This is a genomic window from Streptomyces sp. ATexAB-D23 (genome assembly GCF_000373645.1).
Lineage (GTDB): Bacteria > Actinomycetota > Actinomycetes > Streptomycetales > Streptomycetaceae > Streptomyces > Streptomyces castrisilvae.
Genome location: NZ_KB892010.1, coordinates 27743 through 54118, shown reverse-complemented (window position 1 = coordinate 54118; position 26376 = coordinate 27743). Strand labels below are relative to the sequence as shown.

Here is a 26376-nt window from a genome sequence, read left to right as displayed (position 1 = left end):
CGATCGTACGAATACTCGAACGCATCAAGAAAACGTTAAAGATTAGGTAAGGTAACGAAGTACTGGCCGCCGGAAGAGGATCCGGCAGGCGTACGCAGGGAAGGACCGGCCACTGACTGTCCACACGCTCAACGAACTCCTGCTCGTCTGCTCACTCGTCCTGCTCGTCGCCGTCGCGGCGGTACGCATTTCGTCCCGCAGCGGGCTCCCCAGCCTGCTCCTGTACCTCGGCATCGGTATCGCCATGGGCCAGGACGGCTTCTTCGACGTCAAATTCGACAACGCGGAACTGACGCAGGTCATCGGCTACGCGGCGCTCGTCGTGATCCTCGCCGAGGGCGGCCTCGGCACGAAGTGGAAAGAGATCAAACCCGCGCTGCCCGCGGCCGTGATGCTGTCGCTCGTCGGCGTCGGCGTGAGCGTGGGCGTGACCGCCGCCGGCGCGCACTACCTGGTCGGCCTGGAGTGGCGGCAGGCGCTCATCATCGGCGCCGTCGTCTCCTCCACGGACGCCGCCGCGGTCTTCTCCGTGCTGCGCAAGGTGCCGCTGCCCTCCCGCATCACCGGCGTCCTGGAGGCCGAGTCAGGCTTCAACGACGCCCCGGTCGTCATCCTGGTGGTCGCCTTCTCGACCATCGGCGAGGTCGACAGCTGGTACGTGCTGATCGGCGAGATAGCCCTGGAACTGGCCATCGGCGCCGCCGTCGGCCTCGCGGTGGGCTGGCTCGGCGCGTACGGGCTGCGCCATGTGGCGCTGCCCGCGTCCGGCCTCTACCCCATCGCGGTCATGGCCATCGCGGTGTCCGCGTACGCGGCCGGGGCCATGCTGCACGGCAGTGGGTTCCTCGCCGTCTACCTCGCCGCGATGATCCTCGGCAACGCCAAACTGCCGCACTGGCCGGCGACCCGCGGCTTCGCCGACGGGCTCGGCTGGCTGGCGCAGATCGGCATGTTCGTCCTGCTCGGCCTGCTGGTCACCCCGCACGACCTGCTGGACGACTTCTGGCCGGCCGTCGTCGTCGGCCTGGTGCTGACCGTGGTGGCACGGCCGCTGGAGGTCTTCATCTCGCTGGCGCCCTTCCGATTGCCCTGGCAGGAGAAGGCCCTCATGTCCTGGGCGGGGCTGCGCGGCGCCGTACCCATCATCCTGGCAACCATTCCGATGGTGTCCGGAATCGACGGCTCCACGCGCGTCTTCAACATCGTCTTCGTGCTGGTCATCGTCTACACCCTCATCCAGGGCCCGACCCTGCCCTGGCTCGCCAAGGCACTGAACATCGGGGACGACCCGTCCGAGGCCGCCGACCTGGGCATCGAATCGGCACCCCTGGAGCGGCTGCGCGGGCACCTGCTGTCGGTGGCCATCCCGGCGAAGTCGAAGATGCACGGCGTCGAGGTCGGGGAACTGCGCATGCCGTCGGGCGCCGCCGTCACCCTCGTCGTCCGCGACGGCAAGAGCTTCGTACCCGCCCCGTCGACCGTGCTGCGGCGCGGCGACGAACTCCTGGTCGTGGCGACCGACCCGGTACGCGACGCGGCCGAGGCACGGCTGCGCGCGGTCGGAGAGGGCGGCAAGCTGGCCGGCTGGCTGGGCACGGGCGGACACAACGGAGGCGACGAAGCTCTTACGGGGCCCCACGTCTCCGGCGCGCTCAAGGCGGTCAAGAAGCTCGGCAGGACGGACGACGCGAAGAAGCGCGACGCCGACAAGGACGAGCCCCATAAGCGCAACGCGAAGGCACATCACTGATCACACAAAGTGTTCACAGGCGTCGAAGGGCAGGGTGCACACAATCACAGGGCCCCTGCACCTTCTGCCTGTAGCATGAAGGAAACCCAGATCCACTGATTTCTGATCGACCCGTTGATCAACCGATAGACGACCAACTCTGCCTGACGCAGAGCTGGCGCGACCGTATGGCGGTCGTGGCGTCCTCCGGACCGGCAGCGCCCCGCGCCCCGGTCGCGAGCGCCCGGCATCTACCGCAGTTCCGCGCGAAGAGGACAGCTCTCGGCAGCTCCGGCCCGGCCCCGCCCCGTGCGGGGCCGCCCACCGGGAGCACGGCCACCAGGCGGCAGAAAGGCAAGGACCGTGGCGTCCACGGTCTCCGACCGCCCCGGATACGGGCAGTTGCTGCGCACCCCCGGTGCGTGGACCTTCCTCCTCCCGGGCTTCGCCGCACGGCAGCCCTTCGCGATGCTGACCATCGGCATCGTCCTGCTGGTGCAGCACACCACCGGCTCGTACGGCAGCGCCGGCGCCGTCGCCGCTGTCACCGGGGTCTCCATGGCCCTGTTCGCCCCGCAGACCGGCAAGCTCGCCGACCGGTTCGGCCAGCGAGCCGTGCTGCTGCCCGGCGTCCTGGTGCACGCGGCCTCCGTCTCGCTCCTGGTGACGCTCGCCCTCGCGGGCGCCCCCCTGTGGGCGCTGTTCGCGGCGGCGGTCCCCACGGGCGCGTCCGTCCCGCAGGTCGGCCCCATGGTGCGGGCCCGCTGGGCGGCCCTGCTGGGCGCGACCCCGGACCGTCCGGCCTCGCCCCTGATGGCGACGGCCGCCGCGTTCGAGTCGGTGACGGACGAGTTCACCTTCGTCATCGGCCCCGTACTCGCCACCGCGCTGTGCACGGGCGTGCACCCGGCGGCGGGCCTGATCGCCGAGGCCGCGCTCACCCTGGTGGGCGGCCTGCTCTTCGCCGCGCGGCGCGCCACCGAGCCGCCCGTACGCGCTACGCGCCTGCCCGGCGCCCCGCGCCATGCCTCCGCCCTGGCCGTACCCGGCGTGCGCGTCCTCGCGGTCGCCTTCCTCGGGATCGGCGCGGTCTTCGGCGGCATGCAGGTCTCGATCACCGCGTTCGCCGAGGAGATCGGCAACCCGGGCGCGAACGGTGTGCTGTACGGGGTGTTCGCGGCCGGCAACATGCTGGCCGGGATCGCCTGCGGGGCCATCGCCTGGAAGTCCGGCCCCCGCCGCCGTCTGATCGCCGGGTACACGGCTCTCGCGCTGACCGCTTCGGGCCTGTGGGCGGTGCACTCGGTGCCGCTGCTCGCCGCGCTCGGTCTGCTGGTGGGCCTGTGCATCGCCCCCGCCCTGATCAGCGGCTACACGCTGGTCGAGGCGCTGGTGCCGGGCTCCGCGCGGACCGAGGCGTTCACCTGGCTGACGGGCGCGGTCGCGCTCGGCCAGGCGGGCGCCGTGACGGTCGCCGGCCGGCTCGCGGACGCCCATGGGGCGAGCGCGGGATTCCTGGTGCCGCTGGTGGGTACGGTGCTGGCGCTGGTGACCCTGGTGGCGCTGCGTTCCCGGCTCCTGCCGGCCGGTGTGGGCCGCACCGTGGCGCGTGGTATCGGTCACCGCGGGCCGGTCACGGTGGACTGATCCAGCGGAATACGTCACTATGGAGCGTCGTTAGCACTCATCGAGTCAGAGTGCCAGGAGGAACAAAGTGCCGACCTACCAGTACCAGTGCACCGAGTGTGGCGAGGGCCTCGAAGCGGTGCAGAAGTTCACCGATGACGCCCTCACGGTGTGCCCGAGCTGCGACGGACGCCTGAAGAAGGTGTTCTCGGCGGTCGGCATCGTCTTCAAGGGTTCCGGTTTCTACCGGAACGACAGCCGCGGCTCCTCGTCGAGCAGCACGCCGGCGTCGGCCACCGCGAAGACCTCCGGTTCCGGATCGTCGTCGTCCTCCGACTCCTCGTCCTCGACGTCGTCGGACTCGAAGTCCTCCACCACGTCGACGTCCTCGTCGTCCACCGCCTCGTCCTCGTCGAGCGGTTCCTCGGCCGCCTGACCGGCCGCCCCACCTGGCTTCTCCCACGACCCCGCCGATCCGTTCGGCGGGGTCGTCGGCGTCCCCGCCCGCACTGCCGGGCGGCTGCTTCGCGCTCACCGACCGCTCTGCCGTGGGCCGAGGCCGAACGCCTACTGTGACCGCATGTCTAACGCAGAGATCGGCGTGATCGGCGGCTCGGGGCTGTACTCCTTCCTGGAGGACGTCACCGAGGTCCGCGTGGAAACCCCCTACGGAGAGCCCAGCGACTCCGTCTTCCTCGGCGAGATCGGCGGCCGCCGGGTCGCCTTCCTCCCCCGGCACGGCCGCGGCCACCATGTGCCCCCGCACCGCATCAACTACCGCGCCAACCTGTGGGCGCTGCGCTCGGTCGGCGTACGCCAGGTGCTCGGCCCGTGCGCGGTGGGCGGGCTGCGCCCGGAGTACGGCCCGGGAACCCTGCTCGTCCCGGACCAGCTGGTGGACCGCACGAAGACCCGCGTCCAGACCTATTACGACGGTGAGACCAGGGCGGACGGGGCGGTGCCGAACGTGGTGCACCTGGGCTTCGCCGACCCGTACTGCCCCGAGGGCCGCAAGGCCGCGCTGGCGGCTGCGCGGGGGCGCGGCTGGGAGGCGGTGGACGGCGGCACACTGGTGGTCGTCGAGGGGCCGCGCTTCTCGACCCGCGCCGAGTCGCGCTGGCACGCCGCGATGGGCTGGTCGGTGGTCGGTATGACGGGGCACCCGGAGGCGGTGCTCGCCCGTGAGCTGGGCCTCTGCTACACGACGATGACCCTGGTGACGGACCTGGACGCGGGGGCGGAGGCCGGCGAGGGCGTCTCCCACGAGGAGGTGCTGAAGGTGTTCGCCGCCAATGTGGACCGGCTGCGCTCCGTCCTCTTCGACGCGGTGACCGCGCTGCCGGCCCAGGCGGGCCGGGACTGCGCGTGCGGGCACGCGCTGGACGGCGTCGACACGGGGATCGCGCTGCCGTAGGGGTGTTCGCCGTGGCGGTGTCTGCCCCGGCGGTGCTTGCCGCAGTGGTGCTTGCCGCGGCGGTGTCTGCCGCAGGGCCCGGTCCGGGGACCTGCCTGCGGGTGAGGGAGTTTTCCACATCGGGTGAGCGGTCCACAGGGCCCGGCGGGAACGGGCCGGCTGGTGGATCGTGAGGTCTGTGCGGCGGCCGGGGTGTCGGCATTCCGGCCGCCGGACGGCACGACCAGGAGACCCGTCCGACCCACTCCCTGACGCAGGCGGTGTTCGCGATGCCCATGTCCGGTTCCCACTTCTCCTCCCTGCCCGGCCCCACCGCTCCCGTCGCGGGTGCGCCGCCGGGGCCGCTGCCCGCCCCGCCGCCGTGCGGGGTGCCCGCGTTCCCGCCGCTGCGGGTGCGCGGGGGCTCGGGCCACCGGGTGCGCCGGGCGGTGTGGCGGCAGCGCCGGTCCATGGCGGCGGGGCTGGCGCTGACGGCGGCCGCGCTGGCCGTTTCCGGGTTCGGTGGAGGCGGGGGCGGGCAGGGCGCCGACGCTGCGCGGGGGCCGGCCCCGGGGCGGGCGTCGCCCCCGGTGCGGCTGGTGTCGGCGCCGGTACGGATCGCGGACGCGGCGACCGTACGGCTGTTGCGGCCGGGCGACCGGGTGGATGTGGTGGCGTCCGAGGGGGCCGGGGCGAAGGCCCGGGTGCTGGCCGAGGGGGCGCGGGTGGAGCAGGTGCCGGCGGCGTCGGCCGAGGGCGCGTCGGGCGCGGGGGCGCTGATCGTACTGGCGGTGCCGAGGAAGACGGCCGCAGACCTCGCGGGTGCCGGGATCTCGGGCGGATTCGCGGTGATTCTGTGTTGATTCGTACTGGCGAACCATCACGTCACCTGACAACAGCCCCGGATGAGGTGGTTTCCCCACCTACTGCCGTAGTTTGCAAGGCAGTTCACCCCCCTTGCGATACATACGGAGGACAGCGCACCTGTGAGCGAGACGAAGAAGGTCAGCCTGCTGGACGGCTTCAAGGCCTTCCTGATGCGTGGCAACGTGATCGATCTGGCGGTCGCCGTCGTCATCGGCGCGGCGTTCACGAACATCGTGAACGCGATCGTCAAGGGCATCATCAATCCGCTCGTCGGTGCGTTCGGCACCAAGGACCTGGAGAACTACAGCTCCTGCCTGAAGGCCCCGTGCACGACGGACCCGGCGACGGGCGAGGCGACGGAGGGCATCCGGATTCTGTGGGGCTCGGTCCTCAGCGCGACGCTCAGCTTCCTGATCACCGCCGCGGTCGTCTACTTCCTGATGGTCCTGCCGATGGCGAAGTACCTCGCCAGGCGGGCCGCGATGCAGGCGGCGAAGGAAGGCGTGCAGGAGACGATGGAGGTGAGCGAGCTGGAGGTGCTGAAGGAGATCCGCGACACCCTGATCGCTCAGCGCGGCGGCAGCCACCAGGCATGAGCCGTCCCGGCGGCCGGGCGGTACACCCGAGGCTGCCGGGCAGCGGCGGGCGCGGTCAGATGTGGTGCGGAGGCTTCTCGTCGAGGAAGCGCGCGAGGTCGGCGGCGCTGCCGCCGGACGGGGCCCGCTCGCCCCACCCCTGGTCCGTGTCGTCCGCTGACTGCTGGTCCAGCGGATCGTCGAAGATCAGCGCCGGCTTGGGCCGGGGCCGGTCCGGAGTGCTCGGCTCCGCGTCGCGCGGGCCGGGGGCGGGGGCGGTACTCATACGTCCAGGGTACGGCTGCCGGCCCCGCTCCCGCCGAGCCCCGGCCCCGGAGGGCGGCGGTCAGCGGTCCTTGGGGTCGAGGAGCCAGAGCCCCAGGACGACGAGGAACGAGAGACAGAGGAACCCGGCTCCCCACCACGCGGTGGCCGAGTGGCCCTCCATCCACTCGTCGACGATCACCGTCAGACCCCACAGCTGCCCGATGACGACGCTCATGGCGAGGACGAGCCGGGCCGTGAGCTTGGAGGACCGCTCGGGTTCCTGGTCGGTGCCGGCCCCGGGTCCGGGCCCGGTGTGGCGGACGCGGGGGTCGCCATAGCCGCTGGTGGGCCGGATCTGCGGGTACCGCTCGTGGAGGGGCCGGTTGAGCTCGGCCCGCGCGCTGCCCGGGTGGTATTCGGGGTAGTGAGGACCGGGGGGCTGCTGCGGGCCGGGGGCCGCGCCGGGGCGCTGTCGGCCGTCGCCGGGGCGCGGACCGTCTTCGGCGCTCATGTCGGGCTCCCGGGGATCGCGGACGCGTCGGCTCCGGTGCGGGGGCGGGAGGGGCCGGGGGCCACCGTGCGGGCGGCGCCGGGGGCCTCCGCGCCGTCGCGGACGCCGGGGCAGCCGATGCGGCCGGCGAGGTCGGGGCGGTCCTCGCCCAGCCGGCGGCACAGCCCGTGCTCGATGCTCTCGCCGGAGCGGGTGGTGCCGACCGCCCAGATGCTGCCGTCGGGCTGCTCGGTGAGCACCACCTTGGGCAGCCCACGGGGCGGCGGGCCCGCGGTGACCTCGCCGGTCCGGGCGTCGAAGACGCCCTCGTGGCAGGGGCAGTACAGCTCGCCCTCGGTGCCCCGGTCCTTCCGCCAGAGCACGGCGCAGGCGAGGTGGGTGCAGATCGCGGAGTAGCCGACGAGGGCGCCGTCGTTGAGGCGGACGGCGACCGCCCGGTCCTCCGCGTCGGGGTAGTCGAAGGCGATGGATTCGCCGGGAAGGAGCTGGGAGGCGATCCTCTTCGGGGCCGGGGCCTTGCCGTCCTCGTCCGGGTCGCCGTGGCGGGGCAGGATGCCGGCGGCGACCCCGAGACCGCCGGCGGCGAGCCCGCCGGACACGGTGGCGACGATCCGAAGGTAGTCGCGGCGGGTGGTGAGGGAGTCGGCGGCGATCCGGTCGTGCAGGGCCTCGCGCGGATCACCGGAGGCGGGCCGGCCGGGGGCTCCGGGGGGTGTGCTGCCCGGGTCGCGGGGCGGTGGCTGCTTCGGGTCGCCGGGCGGCGGGTGTTCCGTTTCGGTCATCGCCGGACGTCCTTCCCGTTGATCTCCACGACGGGCAGGCCGCCGGGCACCGGCCACTGGACGCGGTCGGCGGGCACGACCATCGCGACGCCGGTACGGACCTCGCTCTCGCCGAAGACGAAGGAGTCGGCGACCTGGACGCCGGGGCGTTCGGCCTGGAGCTCCTCGGCGGTCCCGTAGAACAGCGCCCCGGTGGGGCAGACGGTGGCGCACATGGGGGCGAGGCCGTAGGCGGTGCGGTCGTAGCAGAGGTTGCACTTCATCTGCAGCTTCGCCTGGAGGTCGATCTTCGGTACGCCGAAGGGGCAGGCGTTGACGCAGTTGGCGCAGCCGATGCAGCGGGTGGTGTCGGCCTGCTGCACGACGCCGTCGGCGGTCACCAGGATCGCGTCGGCCGGACACACCTCGGCGCAGGGGGCGACGGGGTCCTCGCAGTGCATACAGACCGTGGGAAGGGAGGCGACGGACTGGCCCTCGTCGGTGTAGTCGAGGTGGATCATGGACTTGCCGCGGTGCGAGTCGCATTCGCGGCAGGCGGAGACGCAGGCCTGGCAGCCGATGCAGCGCCCCGGGTCGATGAAGATCGTTCGGCCCATCATGCGGGCATCAGCTCCTCTCCGAGGTGCCGCGGCCCTGCGGGGAGGTGGGCGGCAGCGGGTCGGTGCGGGAGACCTGGGTCTCCGGGTAGGCGACGTGCCCCGGCGCGACCGGGGGTGCCGGGACCTCGTCGATCTGCCCGGCGTGCTCGATGCGGCAGGCGCACACCTTGTACTCGGGGATCTTGGAGCGGGGGTCGAGGGCGTCGATGGTCAGCGCGTTCGCGGCGGTGGGGACCGGCCAGTGGTACGGGATGAAGACGGTGTCGGGGCGGATCGCCTCGGTGACCAGGGCGGGGAAGACCTCGCTGCCGCGTCGGGTGACGACGCGGACCGGTTCGCCGTTGCGGAAGCCGTGGGAGGGGTGGACCTCGGCCCAGGGGCGGGGGGTCTGTTCCACGAGGGCGCCCAGACGGCGGGTCTGGTTGCCGGAGAGGAAGTGGGCGACGGTACGTCCGGTGGTGAGGCTCATGGGGTGCTCGTCGTCGTACGGGTCCATCGGCGGGTGCCACTCGACGACCTGTAGATGGATCTTGCCGTCGGGGTGGTAGGTCCTGCCGTCCTCGAAGAGGCGGGGGGTGCCGGGATGATCGGTGGAGGGACAGGGCCAGGCGATGCCGCCGGTCTCCTCCAGGCGTTCGTAGGTGATGCCGTAGTAGTCGTTGACGGTGCCGGCGGAGGCGATGCGCAGCTCGTCGAAGACCGCGCGCGAGTCGGCGAAGGCGAATTTGTCGCCCGCGCCGAGGCGCCGGGCGAGTTCGCACATGACCCAGGTGTCGGTGCGGACGCCGGGGGGCGGGTCCTGGGCCTTGTTGTGCTTGACCACCCGGGCCTCGGCGTTGGCCATGACGCCTTCGTCCTCGGCCCAGGTGGTGACGGGGAAGACGACGTGCGCGTTGGCGGCGGTCTCGGAAAGGAAGAAGTCGAATTGGGCGTGGAACTCTGTGGCGTCGTACCCCTCCTTCACCACCTTGTAGTTGGGCAGGGAGACGAAGGGGTTGTTGCAGATGCCGATCAGGCCGCGGATCTCGCGGCGTTGCATCTGCCAGACCATTTCCATCATCGAGGTTCCGGCGGGCGGGAGTTCGGACTCCTCGATCCCCCAGATCTCGCAGATCTGCCGGCGGTGCTCGTCGTTGTTGATGGAGCGTCCGCCCGGGAGGAGGTCGGACTTCTGGCCGTGTTCGCGGCCGCCCTGCCCGTTGCCCTGGCCGGTGAGGGTGCCGTAGCCGGCGCCGGGCTTGCCGATGTGTCCGGTGGCGGTGCAGAGGTTGATCACGGTGAGGCAGTTCTCGACGCCCTGCGAGTGGTGCTCGATGCCCCGGGCGTGCCAGGCCATGGCCTTGGGGGCGCGGGCGAAGGTGCGGGCGACCTGGACGATCTGTTCGGCGGGCACCCCGCAGATCTCGGCTGCCCGGGACGGCGGGTATTCGGCGGCCTTGGCCTTCACCTCCGCCCAGCCGGTGGCGTGGGCGGCGAGGTAGGGCTCGTCGGTGAGGCCCTCCGCGATGACGACGTTCAGCACGGCGTTGAAGAACGCGGAGTCGGTGCCGGGTTTGAGGGCGACGTGGATGTCGGCGGTCCGTGCGACGGCCGTCTCGCGGGGGTCGATCACGATGAGACTGGCGCCGCGGTCCCGGGCCCCCCACACGTACTGGGTCATCACGGGAAAGCACTCGCCGACGTTGGAGCCGGCGATCAGCAGGCAGTCGGTGAGCAGGATGTCGGAGAAGGGGTTGCCGGCCCGGTCGATGTTGAAGGCCAGTTTGTTGGCGCCCGCCGCGCTGACCATGCACAGACGGCCGTTGTAGTCGACGTGCCGGGTCTTGAGGGCGACCCGGGCGAACTTGCCGACCAGATAGGTCTTCTCGGAGAACAGGCTCGCTCCGCCGAGCAGCCCGAAGGCGTCGTTCCCGTAGGTCTGCTGGATGCGTCTGATCTCGGCGACGGTGAAGTCGAGCGCCTCGTCCCAGGAGACCTCGCGCAGCGGCTCGTCGCGGGAGCGGCGCATGAGGGGGGCGGTGAGCCGGTCGGGGTGGTTGACCTGCTGGTAGGCGTTGATGCCCTTGGGGCACAGGCGCATCCGGTTGATGTCGTGGTTGCGGGGTTCGACGCCGAAGACCTTGCCGCCCCGGTCGACGCGCAGATACATCCCGCACTGGACACCACAGAAGCAGCAGTGGGTGGGGACGAGGGTCTCGCCGTTCTGGTCGGCGTGCCACCGGTCGGCGGGGATGCCGCCCGCGTCGCGAAAGGCCCGGGTGCCGGGCGGTGCGAGGGCGGGGTCGATGGGAACGACCGCATGCGGTTCGGGCGCTCGCGGGTCCGCGGTCACTTGAAGCCCTTCTTCACCTGGGAGAGATAGGCGCTGCCGCGCAGCACCCGTTTGCAGCGGGGGCAGTATTCGGCCCATTCGTCGAAGCCGAGGCTGAGGTCGCGCATGGTGCCGCGGAGGTTGTCGACGTACGGGGTGGTGTCGATGGGTTCCCCGCAGCGGCGGCAGCCGAAGACCTGCTCGTCCTGCCGGCCGGTGTACTTGAACAGCTGCATGCCGACGGCGGCGGGCCGCTGGACGATGTGGAAGAACTTCCCGAACGGGATGTAGATGAGGGTGAAGACCACCGAGGCCATGTGGAGGATCGCCAGGAACTCGTAGCCGCCGCCGTGCAGGAAGATCGAGGAGAAGGTGAGGAGGAGACCGGTCACCGAGATGACGATGAGCGCGATCAGCGGCACCAGGTCGTAGCCGAACCGCTGGCCAGTGATGGCAGCGCGGTCCCTCATCCGCCGCCACAGGAAGTACGAGGCGCCGGGGATGACGAGGACGGCCGCGATGTCCAGGCCGTGGAACATCAGCCAGCCGAGGATGTCCAGGGAGTCGAACCCGATGATCTTGAAGCCCCAGATACGCATCTCGTAGCCGGGCCCGGACCCGGTGCCCGAGGTGAACGTGAACCAGCCCCAGGTCAGTGGGAAGGTGATCAGCGCCGCCAGGACGCAGCCCCAGAAGATCAGCTGGTGGGCGGCCCAGCGGGCGTGGGAGCGGGCTCCGAGGAACTTCTGGAAGCCGAGGTAGGTGGCGGCCATCTTCGGCAGGGCGGTGGGTGCCCGGCGGAAGTTGGCGACGGAGAAGAGGCTCCCCCACCCCTTCTTGAACAGCCGCCTGGCCCCGGGTGCGGACACCCACACCGTGTACCGGTAGGCGACGCCGAACGCGAGGAAGACCGAGGCCACGGCGTACGGCAGGAGCGCGGAGTCGAAGTTCGCCAGCAGCCGGCTGCCGAGCACGATCGCCACGACCAGCAGGAGGGAGACGATGACACCGGCCGCGGTCGCCCGCGCGGTCACGGACCGGGGACCGGCACTCCCGGCACGGGCGGACCCGCCACCGGACGGCGGAGTGCCGGCCCCGCCGGAGGAACCGGTGCGGGCACCGGGGGCGGGCTGCGCGGCTGCGCCTGCGGCTTCAGGTGGCTCGGTCACCCCGTCACCGTAGGGCTGAACGGGGCGATTGGTCCTGTTTTGTAGCCTTACGGGGTGAGCGAGTCGGGGCCGGGACGCGCCTCCCCACGCGTCCGCCCCGCCGGTACGTTGACCGCGTACGCCATATCCCTGCTCCTGCCCCCTGCCCCCTGCCCCTACTCCAGCCCGTGCCCCCGCCTCGTCACCGCCCCCGCCCCCGTCACCGTCACCGTCACCGTCACCGAGGAGTACCGATGGCCCGTCAGGATGCGCTCACCGATGTGGCCGGGCTGCGCGTCGGGCATGCCCAGGTCCCCGGCAAGGGGGCGCTCAGCGGTACGACCGTGGTGCTCGCGCCGGAGGGCGGTGCGGTGGCGGCCGTCGATGTGCGCGGCGGCGGGCCCGGGACCCGGGAGACGGACGCGCTGGACCCGCGCAACCTGGTGCAGCGCATCGACGCGGTCGTCCTCACCGGGGGCAGTGCGTACGGGCTGGACGCGGCGTCCGGGGTGATGGCCTGGCTGGAGGAGCGGGGCCGCGGGGTGCGGGTGGGGGCCGATCCGGCGCAGGTCGTTCCAGTGGTGCCGACGGCCTGCGTGTTCGACCTGGGCCGGGGCGGCGACTGGCGGGCCAGGCCGGACGCCTCGACGGGCCGGGCGGCGGTGGAGGCCGCGGCGGGCTCCGAGGCCGGCGCGGTGGTCGCCGAGGGGTGCGTGGGCGCGGGCACGGGGGCGGTCGCGGGGCAGCTGAAGGGCGGGGTGGGGACCGCGAGCGTCCTGTTGCCGTCCGGGCACACCGTGGGCGCGCTGGTCGTGGTGAACGCGGCGGGTTCGGTGCTCGATCCCCGTACCGGGGTGCTGTACGGGGAGTACGGCGGCGCCGAGCCGGCCGTCGCCCCGCCCACCGGGGTCCACGAGGCGGCGCAACGGCGCCTGGCACAGGCGCGCGACGCGGACACGCGCCCCCCGCTCAACACCACGCTCGCCGTCGTCGCCACCGATGCCGATCTCAGCCGCGCACAGGCCCAGAAGCTCGCCGGGACGGCGCACGACGGGCTGGCCCGCGCCATCCGGCCCGTGCACCTGCTGACCGACGGGGACACCGTTTTCGCGCTGGCCACCGGTCGGCAGGCGCTGGACGCGGAGAACCCGGTCGCGCTCAATCCCCTGCTCGCGGCGGGTGCGGAGGTCGTGGCGCGGGCCATTGTGAAGGCGGTGCGGGCGGCCTCGGGCACCGACGGCCGCGACGGCGGGGGCGCCTGTCCGGCGTACAGCGACCTCTACGGGACGCTCCGGCGCACGGGGCGGGAGCCGCACGGCCCCGGCGGGGGAACCGAATCGCCGTCGACGTAAGGAAGTTCGGGTGGACACGTGGAACCTTCCGTGTGCGCCATACGTTTTCCCGAACCCCGGTCCCGATGTCAGCCTCAGGGGCTACGTTATGCACGCATCACGTCACACGCGGCGACGGCCTGGAGACAGCACCTTGAGCGATCCGTACGAGACAACCGAGCAGCACCTCGAACGACTCCTGCGACGGGCTCTCAACTCGTTCGACCTGCCCGACAGCACGATGGAGCGGCTGGGCACCGCGCTGGCCCACAGCAGCTCCCTGCACTCCTCCCACCACAGCGCCACCCTGCACCGCGAGACCTACCGGCATACATATCTGCTGAGCGACGGCTCGGCGCTCACGCTGTGGGAGCTGGTGCGGGGCGGACCTCGCGGCGCCGGGCATCCCGACACCCGGCAGCACGAGCTGTACGACGACGAGGCCGACGCCCAGATCGCCGCCGCCCGGATGACCGGCGGCCTGTGGGAAGCCCCCGACTTCGGGGACGCCGGCGCGCAGGCTGACCTGGAGATCCTGTCCGCCCTGATGGCCGCTCCCCCGCCGCCGCTGCCCCGGATGTACGCCCCGGACAATTCCGCGGACCACGCCCGCCGGGTCCTGCGCCGCGCGGAGAACGGCGACGGGCCGGGCGAGGCGACCGCCCATCTGCTGCGGGCGGCCTTCGCCCACCACATCACGCAGGTCTTCGGCCGCCAGTGCCAGGTCGACGGACGGAACGCGGGCTTCACGCTGTACGAGCACGCGTTCCTGCTCCTCGACGGGAGCGAGACGAGCCTGTGGGAGGTCGAGCACACGGCGACGCCGGACGGCCGCCACATGTGTGAGGTGTACGGCGACGAGGAGACGGCACGCGGCGCGATGGAGAGCCGTACGCGCATCTGCTGACCTGCACCCGGCCCACCGCCCGCGCGCAGCTGCCGGCACCCGGTCCACCACCGGCCCCCGCGCGCGACTGCCGGCACCCGGCCCGCCGATCGGCCGGGACGCGGCGGGCGGCCGGGGCGCGGCGCGGCGGGCGGCCGGGACGCCCCGGGCAGCCCCCGTGCCCCGGGCAGCCCCCGTGCGCGCAGTCGTCGCCCCCCCGTGCCCCGGCCGACCCCACACGCCGGCCGGGCCCCGCGCATGCCGGTGCCCGCGTCCCTCGGGGGGACGCGGGCACCGGTCGCCTCTGCCGCGTAACGCCGTGGCTCAGTGCGTCAGCACGGGCTCCCCGGCGGCCTCCCCGGCATCGTCGTTCGCCGCAGGCCCACCGCCCACGGGGTTCTCCGCGGACCCGCCCGCGAGTTCACCGGCCGGGGCCTCGACGGCCTCCTCGTCGGCGCCCTCCACGTGCTGCTTCGGCCTGGCCGGCAGCGCGAACATCACCACGAAGATCACGAGCAGCACCCCGGCCACCCACCACAGCGACTGCTCGAAGGCGTCGGCGAACGCCGGGCCCACCTGTGCCGGGGTGAGCCGGTCGCCGATCGCCCCGAAGAAGACGACGGAGACCAGACCGAGCCCGAGAGCGTTGCCCATCTGCTGGACGGTGTTGAACAGACCGGAGGCGGAACCGGAGTGCTCCTTGGGCACCTCGGAGAGCACCGCGTCGGCCAGCGGGGCCACGATCAGGCCCATGCCGACACCCATGACCACGAGCGGCAGCGCCATCTGCCAGGACGTGATCCCCATGCCGTAGTGGCCGGACTCCCAGATGTAGAGCAGCAGACCGGCGGCCATGAGCAGCGCCCCCGCCTGGAGGACCTTGCGGCCGAAGCGGGGCACCAGCTTCTGCACGGAGAGGCCGGCGGCGACCGAGACGGAGACGGAGAACGGAATGCCGGTCGTGCCGGCCTTCAGGGCGCTCCAGCCGAGCCCCTGCTGCATGTACAGCGTCCAGACCAGGAAGAAGATCCCGAGTCCGATGCCGAAGGTCAGCTGCACGGCGATACCGGCGGCGAAGCTCCGGACCCGGAACAGCGACAGCTCGACCAGCGGCGAGCCGTCCCGGCTGCCCTTGGCACGCTCGAACAGCACGAGGACGAGGAAGACGAGGACGCTTCCGGCCATCGACAGGTAGCCCCACAGCGGCCAGCCCAGCTCGCGGCCCCGGGTCAGCGGGTAGATCAGCATCAGCATGCCGAGCGTCACCAGCACGACGCCGGTCAGGTCGAGGCGCAGCGCCTTGGGCGACTTGGACTCGCTGATGTATTTGCTGCCGAGGACCAGGCCGATGATGCCGACGGGCAGGTTGATGAGGAAGATCGGGCGCCATTCCAGGCCGGCGATGTTCCACTCGGTGAGCAGGGCGCCCAGCAGCGGCCCGGAGACCGCGCCGAGGCCGACGATCGCACCGAAGAGGCCGAAGACCTTGCCGCGTTCGTGGGCGGGGAAGGTGGCGTGCACGATCGACAGCACCTGGGGCACCATCAGCGCCGCCGTGGCCCCCTGGAGGAAACGGGAGGCGACCAGCATCTCCGGGTTGGCGGCGAATCCGCAGAGCGCGGAGGCGAGGGTGAAGCCGCCTATCCCGATGAGGAAGAGGCGCTTGCGGCCGTAGATGTCGCCGAGCCGGCCGCCGGTGATCAGCCCGGCGGCGAAGGCCAGGGCGTAACCGGCAACGATCCACTGGATCGAGCTGAACGAGGCGCCGGTGTCCCGCTCGATGCTGGGGATGGCGATGTTGACGATCGTGACGTCGACCAGGTCCATGAAGGCCGCGGTCATCACGATGGCCAGGGCGAACCACCGGCGGCGGTCCGACGGGGCCGGGGCCGGCGCGGAGGCGACCGCAGGCGACGGCAGAGGTGCGGAGGAAGTCATGTGAAGAACTTAAACGGCAACTAGGTCAGGTCATGACCCAATGGGCGCGCATCCTGAGTGACATGACCGATACCCCGGCACGACTGCTGAATCTGCTGTCACTGCTCCAGACGCCGCGCGAGTGGCCGGGCAGCGAGCTGGCCGAACGGCTCGCCGTCAGCCCGCGCACCATCCGCCGCGACATCGACCGCCTGCGTGACCTGGGCTATCCGGTCGAGGCTTCGCGCGGCTCGGTCGGCGGCTACCGGCTCGTGGCCGGCACCGCCATGCCCCCGCTGCTGCTGGACGACGAGGAGGCGGTGGCCATCGCGGTGGGGCTGCGGGCCGGTGCCGGCCATGCCATCGAGGGCGTGGACGAGGCCTCCGTACGCGCGCTGGCCAAGCTGGAGCAGGTGCTGCCCTCCCGGCTGCGCCACCGCGTCTCCACCCTTCAGAACGCGACGGTGCCGCTGGCCAGGGGCGACGGTTCGACGATCGATCCGCAGACGCTGACGGTGATGGCATCGGCGGTCACCGGCCGGGAACGGCTGCGGTTCGCCTACCGCGCGGGGGACGGTGCCGAGACGAGGCGCCAGGTCGAGCCGTACCGGCTGGTGAGCACCGGGTGGCGCTGGTATCTGGTGGCGTACGACCTGGAGCGGGAGGCATGGCGCACCTTCCGGGTGGACCGGGTGAGCGAGCCGTTCGCGACGGGGTCGCGGTTCGCGCCGCGGGAGCTGCCCGCGGGTGACGCGGCGGAGTTCCTGAGCAGTTCGATGGCGCGCCGGCACGAGCTGGCGGTGGATGTGAGCTTCGCGGCTCCGGTGGAGTTCGTCGCCTCGCGGCTGCCCGGTGCGCTCGGATCGCTGGAGCCCGAGGGGGAGGGCGGCTGCCGGTTGCGTGGTGTGCTGCGGGACTCGCTGGAGTGGGTGGCGGTGCGCCTGGCACTGGTGGACTGCGAGTTCACCGCGCACGAGCCGCCGCAGCTGGTGGCCTACCTGCACGACCTGGGCTCCCGGCTCACCCGCGCGGCTGCCTCCTGACGGCTGCGAGCGGGGCGCGTACAGAAGAAAGCGCGCGCGGAGAAGGCGAGCGCAAAAGAATGAGCCCCGGCGCCAGGGGGGGGTGGGCGCCGGGACTCAGCTCAGGGGGGCCAGGTGAAGCGGCCCAATTCGGAGGTTACTGGACTCGGGCTCACGCCGCAGCGTCAAAGCCCGTGTCGTGAGCCATTCGCTTCAATTCGAGCAGTGCGTGCTTCTCGATCTGGCGGATGCGCTCCCGGGTGAGGCCGTGCTGCTTGCCCACTTCGGTCAGGGTCCGCTCGCGGCCGTCCTCGATGCCGTACCGCATGCGGATGATCGACGCGGTCCGGTTGTCGAGCTTGCCGATGAGGTCTTCCAGCTCCTCGCTGCGCAGCAGCGTGAGCACCGACTGCTCGGGCGAGACAGCGGAGGTGTCCTCCAACAGGTCGCCGAACTGCGTGTCGCCCTCGTCGTCCACGGACATGTTGAGGCTGACCGGGTCACGGGCCCAGTCCAGGACGTCACCGACGCGCCCCGGCGTGGAGTCCAGCTCGGCGGCGATCTCCGCGTGCTCCGGGTCGCGTCCGTGCTCGCGGTTGAATTCGCGCTGCACGCGACGGATACGGCCCAGCTCCTCCACCAGGTGGACGGGGAGCCGGATCGTGCGCGACTGGTCGGCTATGGAGCGGGTGATGGCCTGGCGGATCCACCACGTGGCGTACGTGGAGAACTTGAAGCCCTTGGCGTAGTCGAACTTCTCGACCGCGCGCACCAGGCCCGCGTTGCCCTCCTGGATCAGGTCGAGCAGGGGGAGCCCGGCCCGCGGGTAGCGGCGGGCGACGGCGACGACGAGGCGGAGGTTGGAACGGATGAATATGTCCTTGGCGCGCTCGCCCTCGGCGACCAGCGCCTCCAGCTCCTCGCGCGAGGCACCGCCGGCCTCGCTCTCGACCGAGCCGTCGAGGATCCGGCCGGCGTAGACGCCCGCCTCGACGGCCTGGGAGAGCTCGACCTCCTTGGCGGCGTCGAGCAGCGGCGTACGCGCTATCTCGTCCAGGTACATGCCGACCAGGTCGCGATCGGCGATCTCTCCGCCCACGGCGCGAACACTGCTCGCCCGGTTGGTCCCGCCCGTGGCGGACGAACGACGGGCGACGGCACGGGTTGCCATGCGTGCTCCCTTGCTGAGTAGGTCGCGACACCCTCTCGGGTGCCCTGCATCCGTTGGAAACAACGACTGGAATCCGGACAGAATTCCCATGCCCGGCATTCAATTTCGCGATCATGCAGTACCCTGTCGCACCACCGGGGCGGGCACTCGGTGCGGCTGAGCACGAACGTGCAGGTCGCAGCGGCTGTCCGGGACTTTTCGGGACCCCGTCGGCGCTCGCTGCCGCCCGTTGGCGCTCGTACCCCGGTAGACGTCCGGTCATGGGTGCCCGGTTGCTCAGGAACGCGGACCCGTGTCGTACGCCTCCGGCGCACCCACTCGACTACGAACGTCCGGGACCGCGGTCCTAGTCCCCGCGGCCCGCTCCGCCCGGGACCACAGCCGGTTACCGGATCGGTACGCGCTGCCTAGCGTGACCGTGTATGGACGAGACGACACCCGGCACACCGCGCACCGCACCCGACACCTCCGGCACGCTGGACGAGGCACTGGAACGGCTCCACTCCTTCGGCCCCGAGCGGCACGGCTGGCTGAGCAATCACGCCCCCATGGCCGTGGAGGCCCTGGTCCACCACGGGCAGGCCCCGGGCGTGCACCGCTGGCTGGACCACTACCGGCAGAAGCTGGAGGACATGCCGGACCGCTTCGCCGAGATCACCCCCGCGAACTGGCACGAGGCCCTCGGCGACCCACGCCGCATCGCCGACTGGGCGGTGCACTTCGAGCGGGAGACGGCCGCCCGCCCCTGGCGCGAGGTCCTCGCCGAGTGGTGGCCCCGGCTGCTCCCCGGCATCGCGGGCGGCGCCACGCACCCGGTGATCCGGGTCGGCCACAGCGTGCGCACCCTGCTGACCACGGAGGAGAACGGCCCCCGGGTCAGGGAGCTGGCCCACGCGCTCGGCTACTGGGCGGCCCGCCACCAGCCGCTGCCCCCACTGGCCCCGCTCGCCCCGGCCCCGAGCGCCGGGGCCGCGCTGGACGCCGTGGTGCCGGTACCGGACCGGAGCGGCGGCATCCGGGCGCGACTGGACCAGCTCACGGCGTTCCCGCAGTGGCCCGGCCGGCCCGTGACCGGCCCCGACGAGGCGCGTGCCCGGCTGGCGGAGCTGGTGCGGGCCGCCACCCACCGCTATGCGGCGTACGGGCACGGCGAACCGATCATGCTGGTGCACGCGGCGACCGCGCCCAACGCCGTGCTGCGCACGCTGCCCGCGCTGCCGCGCGAGCTGTGGGAGCCGAGTGTGGGCGCGGCGTGGGCGGCGAGCGCGGCGGTCACCGCGGCCTACTCCCCCGCCCTGCCCCTGCCCGTGGCCGTTCCGGACGGATCCGGAACGCTGTCGGCCGAGGAGGTGTTCGCGCGGGCGGCTGCGCACGGCGACGACCACACCATCAAGTTCACGGACACCGCGCTGGACGTGGGCGACGCGACAGCCCTGACGGCCGCGCTGCGCTCGGTGGAGCTGAACCCGCCGGTGCTCTGAAGGCGCTGCTCACCCGTACTGCACCGAGCGCTTGGCCAGGCCCATCCAGAAGCCGTCGATCACGCTGCGCCCCTGATCGAGTTCCTGCTCGGAGGCGCCGAGTGTGACGAAGAGGGGGGCGAAGTGCTCGGTGCGGGGGTGGGCCAGGCGGCCGGCCGGGGACTTGTGCTGGAAGTCCAGGAGGGCGTCGATGTCCTGCTCCTGGAGCGCGCGCTGCCCCCAGTCGTCGAACTCCGCCGACCAGCCGGGGGTGGAGCCCGCGTGCCGCAGGGCGGCGAGGTTGTGCGTGAAGAAGCCGCTGCCGACGATCAGCACGCCCTCGTCGCGCAGCGGGGCGAGCTTGCGCCCGATGTCCATCAGCTTCTGCGGGTCGAGCGTCGGCAGGGAGATCTGGAGTACGGGGATGTCGGCGTCGGGGAACATCTCGACCAGCGGTACGTACGCCCCGTGGTCGAGGCCGCGGTCCGGGATGTCCTGGACCGGCGTACCGGCGCCGCGCAGCAGTTTGCGCACGCTCTCGGCCAGGCGCGGGGCGCCCGGGGCGGCGTAACGCACCTGGTAGTAGTGGTCGGGGAAGCCCCAGAAGTCGTAGACCAGCGGGACCGTCTCGGTCGCGCCGAGTGCGAGCGGGGCCTCCTCCCAGTGCGCGGAGACCATGAGGACGGCGGTGGGGCGCGGCAGCCGAGCCGACCAGGCGGCCAGCTCGCCGGGCCAGACCGGGTCGTCGGCCAGGGGCGGGGCGCCGTGGGAGAGATAGAGGGCGGGCATGCGCTCCGCGGTGACAGTCATGACACTCCCCATCTGCTGCTACTCAAGGTAAGTCTTCTACTGGAAGGCTTCAGAAGGAAGGATGCTTTAATCTTCAAGCTCCTACCTTGAGAGACCTTAGCTCTATCTTGTTCAACTTTCAAGAAAAGGTCGTACAGTGGAGTACATGACCACGGCATCAACCGGTGCGCCGCGCTGGCTCACCGACGAAGAACAATGCGTCTGGCGGGCGTACCTGCACGCCACCACGCTCCTGGAGGATCACCTCGACCGCCAGCTGCAGGGCGATGCCGGCATGCCGCACATCTACTACGGCCTGCTCGTCCAGCTCTCGCAGGCACCCCGCCACCAGAAGCGGATGACCGAGCTGGCCAAGGACGCCAAGATCACCCGCTCCCGGCTCTCGCACGCCGTCGCCCGGCTGGAGAAGAACGGCTGGGTACGCCGCGAGGACTGCCCCTCCGACAAGCGCGGCCAGAACGCGGTCCTCACCGACGAGGGCCACGAGATGCTGCGCCGCTCCGCGCCCGGCCATGTGAAGGCCGTCCGCCAGGCGATGTTCGACCGCCTGACCCCGGAGCAGGTGCGCTCGCTCGGCGAGATCATGCAGGTCCTGGCCGCCGGACTGCAGCCCGATTGCGCGGACGCCGACCTGCCCTGGCTGCGCTGACCCGGCCGCCCCTCCACGCACTTCTGCCCCGGTCCCGTCGTACGACACGACGGGACCGGGGCAGAAACGTATCGGCTCGGCGGTGGCCAGCCGGCGGTGGGTCGGCCGGCAGTGAACCTGCCGGCGGTGGACCAGCCAGCAGTGGACCGGCCGGCGGTGGACCAGCCGGCAGCGGCTCAGTGGGCGACGACCGGAATCCTGACCTCGTCCTCGACACCGTCCGCGTCACCGGAACCGGAACCGGAGCCGGAGCCGGAGCCGGAGCCCGCGGACGTACCGGTCGCGGCCGGACGTCCGGCGTTGATGAAGGTCAGCGCGATCCCGGCGGCCACCACGAGGATGCCGACGGCCCACCAAATGGCACCGGTGAAGCCGTGCACCATCGACTGGAGCTTCAGCAGCTCCGGGTCACTGGCACCGAGCGCGGCGTGCGAGGTGGCGTACGCCGTGGCGGCCGAGGCGGCGATCGTGTTCAGCAGGGCCGTACCGATCGCACCGCCGACCTGCTGCGAGGTGTTGACCATCGCGGAGGCGACACCCGCGTCCCGCGCCTCGACCCCGTGCGTGGCCAGCGACATGGCCGGCATGAACGCCGTACCCATGCCCAGACCCAGCAGGAGCTGGCCCGGCAGGATGACCGCCGCGTACGAGGAGTCGATGCCCAGGCGCGTCAGCAGCAGCATGCCGACGGCGGCGGTCAGGAAGCCGGGACCCATCAGCTTGCGGGCCGGGACCCGCGTCATCAGCCGGGCGCCGATCTGCGTGGACCCGGTGATCATGCCCGCGATCATGGGCATGAAGGCGAAGCCGGTCTTGATCGGCGAGTAGCCCTTGACGACCTGGAGGTAGTACGTGAGGAAGAGGAACAGGCCGAACATCGCGATGACGGCCAGGCCCAGCGAGAGGTAGACGCCACCGCGGTTGCGGTCCATCACGACGCGCAGCGGCAGCAGCGGCGACTTGACCCGGGATTCGGTCAGGACGAAGGCCAGCAGCAGGACGCCGGAGGCGACGAACGTGCCGATGGTCAGCCCGTCCGACCAGCCCGCGGACTCGGCGCGGGTGAATCCGTACACCAGCGAGACCAGGCCCAGCGCGGACAGGACGACGCCCGGGATGTCCAGCGAGGAGCGGTTACGGCTGCCGGCGGGCTCGCGGATGACGAAGTAGGCACCGGCTGCGGCGACAATCGCGAACGGGATGTTGACGAAGAACGTCCAGCGCCAGTTCAGCGTCTGGGTGAGCAGACCGCCGAGGATCAGGCCGACGGCGCCACCGCCACCGGCGATCGCCCCGTAGATGCCGAACGCCTTGGCGCGCTCCTTGGCATCGGTGAACATCACCGCGAGCAGCGAGAGCGCGGCGGGCGCGAGCAGCGCGCCGAACACGCCTTGGAGTGCGCGGGAGCCGAACAGCATGCCCTGGTTCTGTGCCGCGCCGCCGAGCGCGGAGGCCAGCGCGAAGCCGACGAGCCCGACGACGAAGGTGCGCTTGCGGCCCCAGAGGTCGGCGATGCGCCCGCCGAAGAGCAGCAGCCCGCCGAAGGCGAGGGCGTAGGCGGTGATGACCCACTGCTTGTTGGCGTCGGTGATACCGAGGTCGGTCTGCGCGTGCGGCAGGGCGATGTTCACGATCGTGGCGTCGAGCACGACCATCAGCTGCGCGAGCGCGATGAACGCCAGCGCTTTCCAGCGGCTGGGGTCGGGGAGTTGGATATCAGCTGTTTTCGACATGGGAGTAGCCACCTAGGGACGCGCCGGGGCGCGCGGGATCGTCAACCGTGCGCTCGTTCGTCGAAGGCACGGCGAAAGGAGGAAGGAAGGGAGGACGGACGGAGTCGGTCAGGCTCGGGTCAGGCTCGGGTCAGGGGCGGGGTGAGGGTGAGGGTGAGGGTGAAGAGGAAGGGAGCGGGGCTCGGATCACATCCGGCGCCGCAGGTCCTCCAAGGTCGCCGCTGTTCCGGGGAGCACGGACCGGGCCGGGGCCTCCAGTCCGTCCAGGAGCAGCTGGATGTGGCGGTGGGTGAACCGGTCGATGTTCGGGCAGGCGATGCCCGGCAGCGGCCGGGTGAGCTGGGAGAGGGCGACCAGTACGTCTCCGACGGCGATGTCGGTACGCAGACGCCCCGCGGACATGGCGCGCGCGACGAGCCCTTCGACGGCCTCTTCGAGGCGCCGGCGCTCGGCGAGCAGTTCGGGATGGTCCTTGTCGAAGCCGCCGGACAGCATGGGGCACAGGGCCCCGATGCGTTCGTCGGCCGCCGCGTGGACGAAGCGGCTGAGGGCGGCGAAGGGGTCCGCCTCCTCGGCTGCGGCCTCCTCGGCGCGGTCGGTGGTGCGGGAGGTGACCGAGAGCACGACCTCGTGGATCAGTGCGGCGCGGTCGGGGAAGTTCCGGTAGAGGGTGGCGTTGCCGACGCCCGCGCGGCGGGCGACCTCGTCGAGCGGCGCTTCCGGCCCGAACTCGACGAACATCTCGCGCGCGGCCGTCACGATCCGCTCCCGGTTGCGCAGCGCGTCGGCCCTCGGCCGGGGCGTGCGCGACTGAGCCGGTGCGGTGGCGGTACGGGCGGCGGGAACCACGGCGGCGCTCCTTACTCTTCCGGGGCGGCCCGGCCGGAAACGAACCGGGGACCGCCTCCCCGTTTCGCGGGGACACGAGTGCAAACGGGGAAGGCCTCCCCACTTATTTCCGCACCTTTTGTGACCTGCGTCACTCCACCCGCCGCACCGGATACGCCATCGGGGAACCATCGGAAAAACCAACCGATCGGCGCACCCAGCGAGCGCCCCGCGATCACCCGGCAGAGGCTGACGACAGAGCGCAGTCAGGGTCGGCCGGCTGCCGCGGCCCCGAAGGCGCCTCTATGCAGCAGCCACGCCACCGGATACGCAAGCACCGCCGCCCGGTCGCACTCGGCGCCGCAACGGCCCTGGTCATCGCGGCACTGGCGACGGCGAGCAGCACCCTGCCACTGCCCAGCAGGGCCTCGGCGGGTCCGGCGGCCACGGCCCCCCTGGCGACCGGCCTCGGCCCGTGCCGGATCGCCTCTTCCATGGGCGTACAGATGTCGGAGGGCATGCCGACCCAGCCCGGCTACGCGCGCTCCACCGGCCAGGTCCACGCCCTGAACCTGATGATCGACTTCCCGGACGCCCCGGGCACGGAGCCGGCGAAGGACCGCCTCGCCGAATTCTTCCCCCAGACCACGGACTGGTTCCGCACGAGCTCCTACGGCCGGCTCACCTATATACCCGAGGCCCCGATCACCTCGTGGCTGCGGATGCCGCTGCCCTTCGCGGAGTACGGAATCGAGCGCGGCTCCCCGTACGAACCGGGCTACCGCCACCTGGTCAACGACATCGTCGCCGCCGCCGACCCGAAGGTGGACTTCACCGAGTACGACCTGGTCAACATCCTGGTCACCCCGAACGCCGGCCCCTCGGCGCTGGACACCGTGCTGTCGGTGACCTTCTCGGGCAACGACGAAGCCCCCCTCGCCGACGGGGTGCCGCTCGCCAACACGTCCTTCGTCTACAGCCGCCAGGACGACGGCTCGGGCTCGTACGCCCAGACCGGATACCGCGTCCTGCCCCACGAGAACGGCCACGTCTTCGGCCTGCCCGACCTCTACACGGTGGAGGGCGGCGGCTCGGTCGGGCACTGGGACATCATGTCCGAGGACTGGGGCGCCAACAACGACCTGCTGGGCTGGCACAAGTGGAAGCTCGGCTGGCTCGACAACGACCAGGTCAGCTGCGCCGCCCGCCCCGGCACCACGGACCACGTCCTGGAACCCCTGGCCACCCGCGGCGGCCTGAAGCTTGCCTTCGTCCCCCTGACCGCCGAATCCGGCTACGCCGTCGAAGTCCGCACCCAGGCGGGCAACGACCAGGCGGTCTGCCGCCCCGGCGTCCTCATCTACAAGGTGAACTCCGACGTGGACACAGGCCAGGGCCCGGTCTCCGTGGCCGACAGCACCAAGGACAGCCCCGGCTGCACCCGCCTCCCCAACGTCCACGCCGAACTCTCCGACGCGGCGTTCCAGCCCGGCGAAACCTTCACGGACCGCGCCAACGGGATACGCATCTCGGTACTGGAGAAGGACGCCAAGGGGGACTACCGGGTGCAGGTGACACGGCCCTAGCCGCGAGCGGCCGGCCGGCGTGAACGATCACCGCAGGGCCGCGCCCGACGCCGCACGCACCGTCGCCGAGGAGCACCACCCCTGCGCCCGAACCCCCGGTACGCCGAGAACGCCACCCGCTACACTGGCGGCGGCGAGCAGGCCACCACAGGCCGATCGCCACCCTGCCCGAACGCGTCGGGAACCGGCTCCGCACATGGCGCCCGTTCGACACACTTCGGACAGTTCCCCGCCTTCGTGGGATCTGTCGAAAACGCTCCAGGCCCAGGTCAGCGCCTTAACGCGGACGCCTCCGAAACGGGCCACCCGGGATTTCAAAACGCCCCCGGCTTGTACGCACGCGACCCAGCACTGGGGTGCCCGCTGCGGGGACCGGCTCCAAGGCATCAGTACAGGACGCCGTCGTGCCATGCACCAATCGATAGCAGTTCGCGCTGCGCTGGCCGTCATGTGCGCTGCGTTGCATGCGCCTTTCCGCACGGTGGGCCCTGTCCTCGATGCACCCAGTAGTGCGGGACGCCGGTCTCGAGGTCCTTACGGAGCCTCATTGTGAGGTCCCGGTAGGCGGATGCCGCATCGATCAGATCGGTGGGGCGGGCGTGCCACAGGGAGGCGATCCAAGTCCTTCGCGAACCAGCCTTCCGCGGGCAACCCTATTGATTGCGGCCGTCACGAGCATGGCAGTGCCGGTATTCCACGCTCGGCGCATGGATGGTGAGCGGAGCCGGGAGTGATGAGGGCGCTCCAACTCAGACCCAAGGGGCCGACTCCGTCGGGAGTCGACCCCTTGGACCTTCAGCGGGGAGGCCCTACTCCGACAGGTTTCTCCATCGGCGGGACAGCACGTCGGCTTGGCGGACCGAGTCCAGTGCCAGGTCGTATCGGAGGTCCAGGCGCAGGCCGCTGTAGATCAGCTTCCGCTCGTGAAGCAACTCGGCGATCGGCGTGGACTATTCCGGGACGTCGCACTCCGTGACGCTCTCCGCCAGCGACATCGCCCGGTCCGAGGGAGGCCACCTCGAAGTGCTTATTCCCGCGCTGGAGGAATTCCTGCCGCCGGTTGTCGCTCTGGCTAGCGAAGAAATCGGCCTTGTTGATCAGGATGGTGCCGCAGGCGGCCCGGGTGAACGCGTCGTCCAGCAGGTTAACGGCCCGTTCGGCGAACGACTCGGCGC

Annotated in this window: 23 protein-coding genes; 12 read left to right on the top strand and 11 right to left on the bottom strand. The window is 71.5% G+C overall.

Annotated elements, in window-relative coordinates; genetic code table 11:
• Positions 1–139: 139 nt before the first annotated feature.
• From B082_RS0111255 to B082_RS0111230, 6 genes are all read left to right on the top strand, one after another.
• A complete protein-coding gene (locus B082_RS0111255) occupies positions 140–1750 on the top strand; it encodes a potassium/proton antiporter (RefSeq protein ID WP_086023913.1) in 1611 nt (536 codons plus the stop codon).
• Between the two features lie 342 nt (positions 1751–2092).
• Complete coding sequence (locus B082_RS0111250) at positions 2093–3376, top strand: MFS transporter (protein ID WP_018551895.1); 1284 nt, start codon at positions 2093–2095, stop codon at positions 3374–3376.
• A gap of 67 nt (positions 3377–3443) precedes the next feature.
• Complete coding sequence (locus B082_RS37885; RefSeq protein WP_026249665.1) at positions 3444–3791, top strand: FmdB family zinc ribbon protein; 348 nt, start codon at positions 3444–3446, stop codon at positions 3789–3791.
• A 144-nt stretch (positions 3792–3935) separates the two neighbouring features.
• Positions 3936–4769: an S-methyl-5'-thioadenosine phosphorylase gene (locus B082_RS0111240; protein WP_026249664.1), complete on the top strand. Its 834-nt coding sequence runs from the start codon at positions 3936–3938 to the stop codon at positions 4767–4769.
• 275 nt (positions 4770–5044) lie between these two features.
• Positions 5045–5611 (top strand): hypothetical protein, encoded by a 567-nt coding sequence (locus tag B082_RS35930; RefSeq protein ID WP_026249663.1) that lies wholly within the window; start codon positions 5045–5047, stop codon positions 5609–5611.
• A 174-nt stretch (positions 5612–5785) separates the two neighbouring features.
• Positions 5786–6211 carry an MscL family protein gene (locus tag B082_RS0111230; RefSeq protein WP_202454076.1) on the top strand — a complete coding sequence of 142 codons (426 nt, stop codon included), beginning with the start codon at positions 5786–5788 and terminating at the stop codon, positions 6209–6211.
• 55 nt (positions 6212–6266) lie between these two features.
• Here the strand turns inward: B082_RS0111230 and B082_RS0111225 are convergent, their stop codons facing one another.
• From B082_RS0111225 to B082_RS0111200, 6 genes are read right to left on the bottom strand one after another with little or no spacing between them, the layout of a single operon-like run.
• A complete protein-coding gene (locus B082_RS0111225) occupies positions 6267–6476 on the bottom strand; it encodes a hypothetical protein (protein WP_018551890.1) in 210 nt (69 codons plus the stop codon).
• A gap of 60 nt (positions 6477–6536) precedes the next feature.
• Positions 6537–6968 carry a hypothetical protein gene (locus tag B082_RS0111220; RefSeq protein ID WP_018551889.1) on the bottom strand — a complete coding sequence of 144 codons (432 nt, stop codon included), beginning with the start codon at positions 6966–6968 and terminating at the stop codon, positions 6537–6539.
• Positions 6965–7750: a ubiquinol-cytochrome c reductase iron-sulfur subunit gene (locus B082_RS0111215; RefSeq protein ID WP_018551888.1), complete on the bottom strand. Its 786-nt coding sequence runs from the start codon at positions 7748–7750 to the stop codon at positions 6965–6967. The genes B082_RS0111220 and B082_RS0111215 overlap by 4 nt, the downstream gene beginning before the upstream one ends.
• Positions 7747–8349 (bottom strand): 4Fe-4S dicluster domain-containing protein, encoded by a 603-nt coding sequence (locus tag B082_RS0111210; protein ID WP_018104243.1) that lies wholly within the window; start codon positions 8347–8349, stop codon positions 7747–7749. The genes B082_RS0111215 and B082_RS0111210 overlap by 4 nt, the downstream gene beginning before the upstream one ends.
• 7 nt (positions 8350–8356) lie before the next feature.
• Positions 8357–10681 (bottom strand): molybdopterin oxidoreductase family protein, encoded by a 2325-nt coding sequence (locus B082_RS0111205; RefSeq protein WP_018551887.1) that lies wholly within the window; start codon positions 10679–10681, stop codon positions 8357–8359.
• Entirely contained in the window at positions 10678–11829 is a 1152-nt protein-coding gene (locus B082_RS0111200; protein WP_026249662.1) for a hypothetical protein, read from the bottom strand. Before B082_RS0111200 ends, B082_RS0111205 begins: the two co-directional genes overlap by 4 nt.
• A gap of 233 nt (positions 11830–12062) precedes the next feature.
• Here B082_RS0111200 and B082_RS0111195 point away from each other — a divergent pair, with 233 nt between their 5' ends.
• Both B082_RS0111195 and B082_RS0111190 read left to right on the top strand, forming a co-directional pair.
• Positions 12063–13160 carry a P1 family peptidase gene (locus B082_RS0111195; RefSeq protein WP_018551885.1) on the top strand — a complete coding sequence of 366 codons (1098 nt, stop codon included), beginning with the start codon at positions 12063–12065 and terminating at the stop codon, positions 13158–13160.
• A gap of 133 nt (positions 13161–13293) precedes the next feature.
• Positions 13294–14046: a DUF6227 family protein gene (locus B082_RS0111190; protein WP_018551884.1), complete on the top strand. Its 753-nt coding sequence runs from the start codon at positions 13294–13296 to the stop codon at positions 14044–14046.
• Between the two features lie 303 nt (positions 14047–14349).
• Here B082_RS0111190 and B082_RS0111185 read toward each other — a convergent pair whose 3' ends face one another.
• Positions 14350–15963, bottom strand: coding sequence for an MFS transporter (locus tag B082_RS0111185; RefSeq protein ID WP_018551883.1), 1614 nt, complete (start codon positions 15961–15963; stop codon positions 14350–14352).
• A gap of 62 nt (positions 15964–16025) precedes the next feature.
• Between B082_RS0111185 and B082_RS0111180 the strand changes: the two genes are divergently transcribed.
• Positions 16026–16985, top strand: coding sequence for a helix-turn-helix transcriptional regulator (locus B082_RS0111180; protein ID WP_018551882.1), 960 nt, complete (start codon positions 16026–16028; stop codon positions 16983–16985).
• A 151-nt stretch (positions 16986–17136) separates the two neighbouring features.
• Here B082_RS0111180 and B082_RS0111175 read toward each other — a convergent pair whose 3' ends face one another.
• Positions 17137–18135: a sigma-70 family RNA polymerase sigma factor gene (locus tag B082_RS0111175; protein WP_026249661.1), complete on the bottom strand. Its 999-nt coding sequence runs from the start codon at positions 18133–18135 to the stop codon at positions 17137–17139.
• A gap of 422 nt (positions 18136–18557) precedes the next feature.
• Between B082_RS0111175 and B082_RS0111170 the strand changes: the two genes are divergently transcribed.
• A complete protein-coding gene (locus B082_RS0111170) occupies positions 18558–19616 on the top strand; it encodes a questin oxidase family protein (protein ID WP_018551880.1) in 1059 nt (352 codons plus the stop codon).
• A gap of 9 nt (positions 19617–19625) precedes the next feature.
• On the opposite strand, the gene B082_RS0111165 is transcribed toward B082_RS0111170, so the two are convergent.
• Positions 19626–20405 carry a dioxygenase gene (locus B082_RS0111165; protein WP_018551879.1) on the bottom strand — a complete coding sequence of 260 codons (780 nt, stop codon included), beginning with the start codon at positions 20403–20405 and terminating at the stop codon, positions 19626–19628.
• A 136-nt stretch (positions 20406–20541) separates the two neighbouring features.
• On the opposite strand from B082_RS0111165, the gene B082_RS0111160 reads away from it, so the two are divergent.
• Positions 20542–21054, top strand: coding sequence for a MarR family winged helix-turn-helix transcriptional regulator (locus tag B082_RS0111160; RefSeq protein WP_018551878.1), 513 nt, complete (start codon positions 20542–20544; stop codon positions 21052–21054).
• A 176-nt stretch (positions 21055–21230) separates the two neighbouring features.
• On the opposite strand, the gene B082_RS0111155 is transcribed toward B082_RS0111160, so the two are convergent.
• The gene (locus tag B082_RS0111155; RefSeq protein WP_026249660.1) at positions 21231–22787 is read right to left on the bottom strand and encodes an MFS transporter; all 1557 of its coding nucleotides are present in this window, start codon (positions 22785–22787) and stop codon (positions 21231–21233) included.
• A gap of 186 nt (positions 22788–22973) precedes the next feature.
• Entirely contained in the window at positions 22974–23636 is a 663-nt protein-coding gene (locus B082_RS0111150) for a TetR/AcrR family transcriptional regulator (protein ID WP_018551876.1), read from the bottom strand.
• 284 nt (positions 23637–23920) lie between these two features.
• Here B082_RS0111150 and B082_RS0111145 point away from each other — a divergent pair, with 284 nt between their 5' ends.
• The gene (locus B082_RS0111145; protein WP_018551875.1) at positions 23921–25201 is read left to right on the top strand and encodes a M6 family metalloprotease domain-containing protein; all 1281 of its coding nucleotides are present in this window, start codon (positions 23921–23923) and stop codon (positions 25199–25201) included.
• Positions 25202–26376 lie beyond the last annotated feature (1175 nt).

What these genes read in the sequence shown, in the direction of transcription:
- B082_RS35930 (WP_026249663.1), top strand. Translation starts at nt 5,045, where the DNA reads ATGTCCGGTTCCCACTTCTCCTCCCTGCCCGGCCCCACCGCTCCCGTC.
- B082_RS0111220 (WP_018551889.1), bottom strand. Translation starts at nt 6,968, where the DNA reads ATGAGCGCCGAAGACGGTCCGCGCCCCGGCGACGGCCGACAGCGCCCC.
- B082_RS0111165 (WP_018551879.1), bottom strand. Translation starts at nt 20,405, where the DNA reads ATGACTGTCACCGCGGAGCGCATGCCCGCCCTCTATCTCTCCCACGGC.
- B082_RS0111180 (WP_018551882.1), top strand. Translation starts at nt 16,026, where the DNA reads ATGACCGATACCCCGGCACGACTGCTGAATCTGCTGTCACTGCTCCAG.
- B082_RS0111240 (WP_026249664.1), top strand. Translation starts at nt 3,936, where the DNA reads ATGTCTAACGCAGAGATCGGCGTGATCGGCGGCTCGGGGCTGTACTCC.
- B082_RS0111155 (WP_026249660.1), bottom strand. Translation starts at nt 22,787, where the DNA reads ATGTCGAAAACAGCTGATATCCAACTCCCCGACCCCAGCCGCTGGAAA.
- B082_RS0111195 (WP_018551885.1), top strand. Translation starts at nt 12,063, where the DNA reads ATGGCCCGTCAGGATGCGCTCACCGATGTGGCCGGGCTGCGCGTCGGG.
- B082_RS0111210 (WP_018104243.1), bottom strand. Translation starts at nt 8,349, where the DNA reads ATGATGGGCCGAACGATCTTCATCGACCCGGGGCGCTGCATCGGCTGC.
- B082_RS0111170 (WP_018551880.1), top strand. Translation starts at nt 18,558, where the DNA reads ATGGACGAGACGACACCCGGCACACCGCGCACCGCACCCGACACCTCC.
- B082_RS0111225 (WP_018551890.1), bottom strand. Translation starts at nt 6,476, where the DNA reads ATGAGTACCGCCCCCGCCCCCGGCCCGCGCGACGCGGAGCCGAGCACT.
- B082_RS0111230 (WP_202454076.1), top strand. Translation starts at nt 5,786, where the DNA reads ATGCGTGGCAACGTGATCGATCTGGCGGTCGCCGTCGTCATCGGCGCG.
- B082_RS0111185 (WP_018551883.1), bottom strand. Translation starts at nt 15,963, where the DNA reads ATGACTTCCTCCGCACCTCTGCCGTCGCCTGCGGTCGCCTCCGCGCCG.
- B082_RS0111215 (WP_018551888.1), bottom strand. Translation starts at nt 7,750, where the DNA reads ATGACCGAAACGGAACACCCGCCGCCCGGCGACCCGAAGCAGCCACCG.
- B082_RS0111175 (WP_026249661.1), bottom strand. Translation starts at nt 18,135, where the DNA reads ATGGCAACCCGTGCCGTCGCCCGTCGTTCGTCCGCCACGGGCGGGACC.
- B082_RS0111145 (WP_018551875.1), top strand. Translation starts at nt 23,921, where the DNA reads ATGCAGCAGCCACGCCACCGGATACGCAAGCACCGCCGCCCGGTCGCA.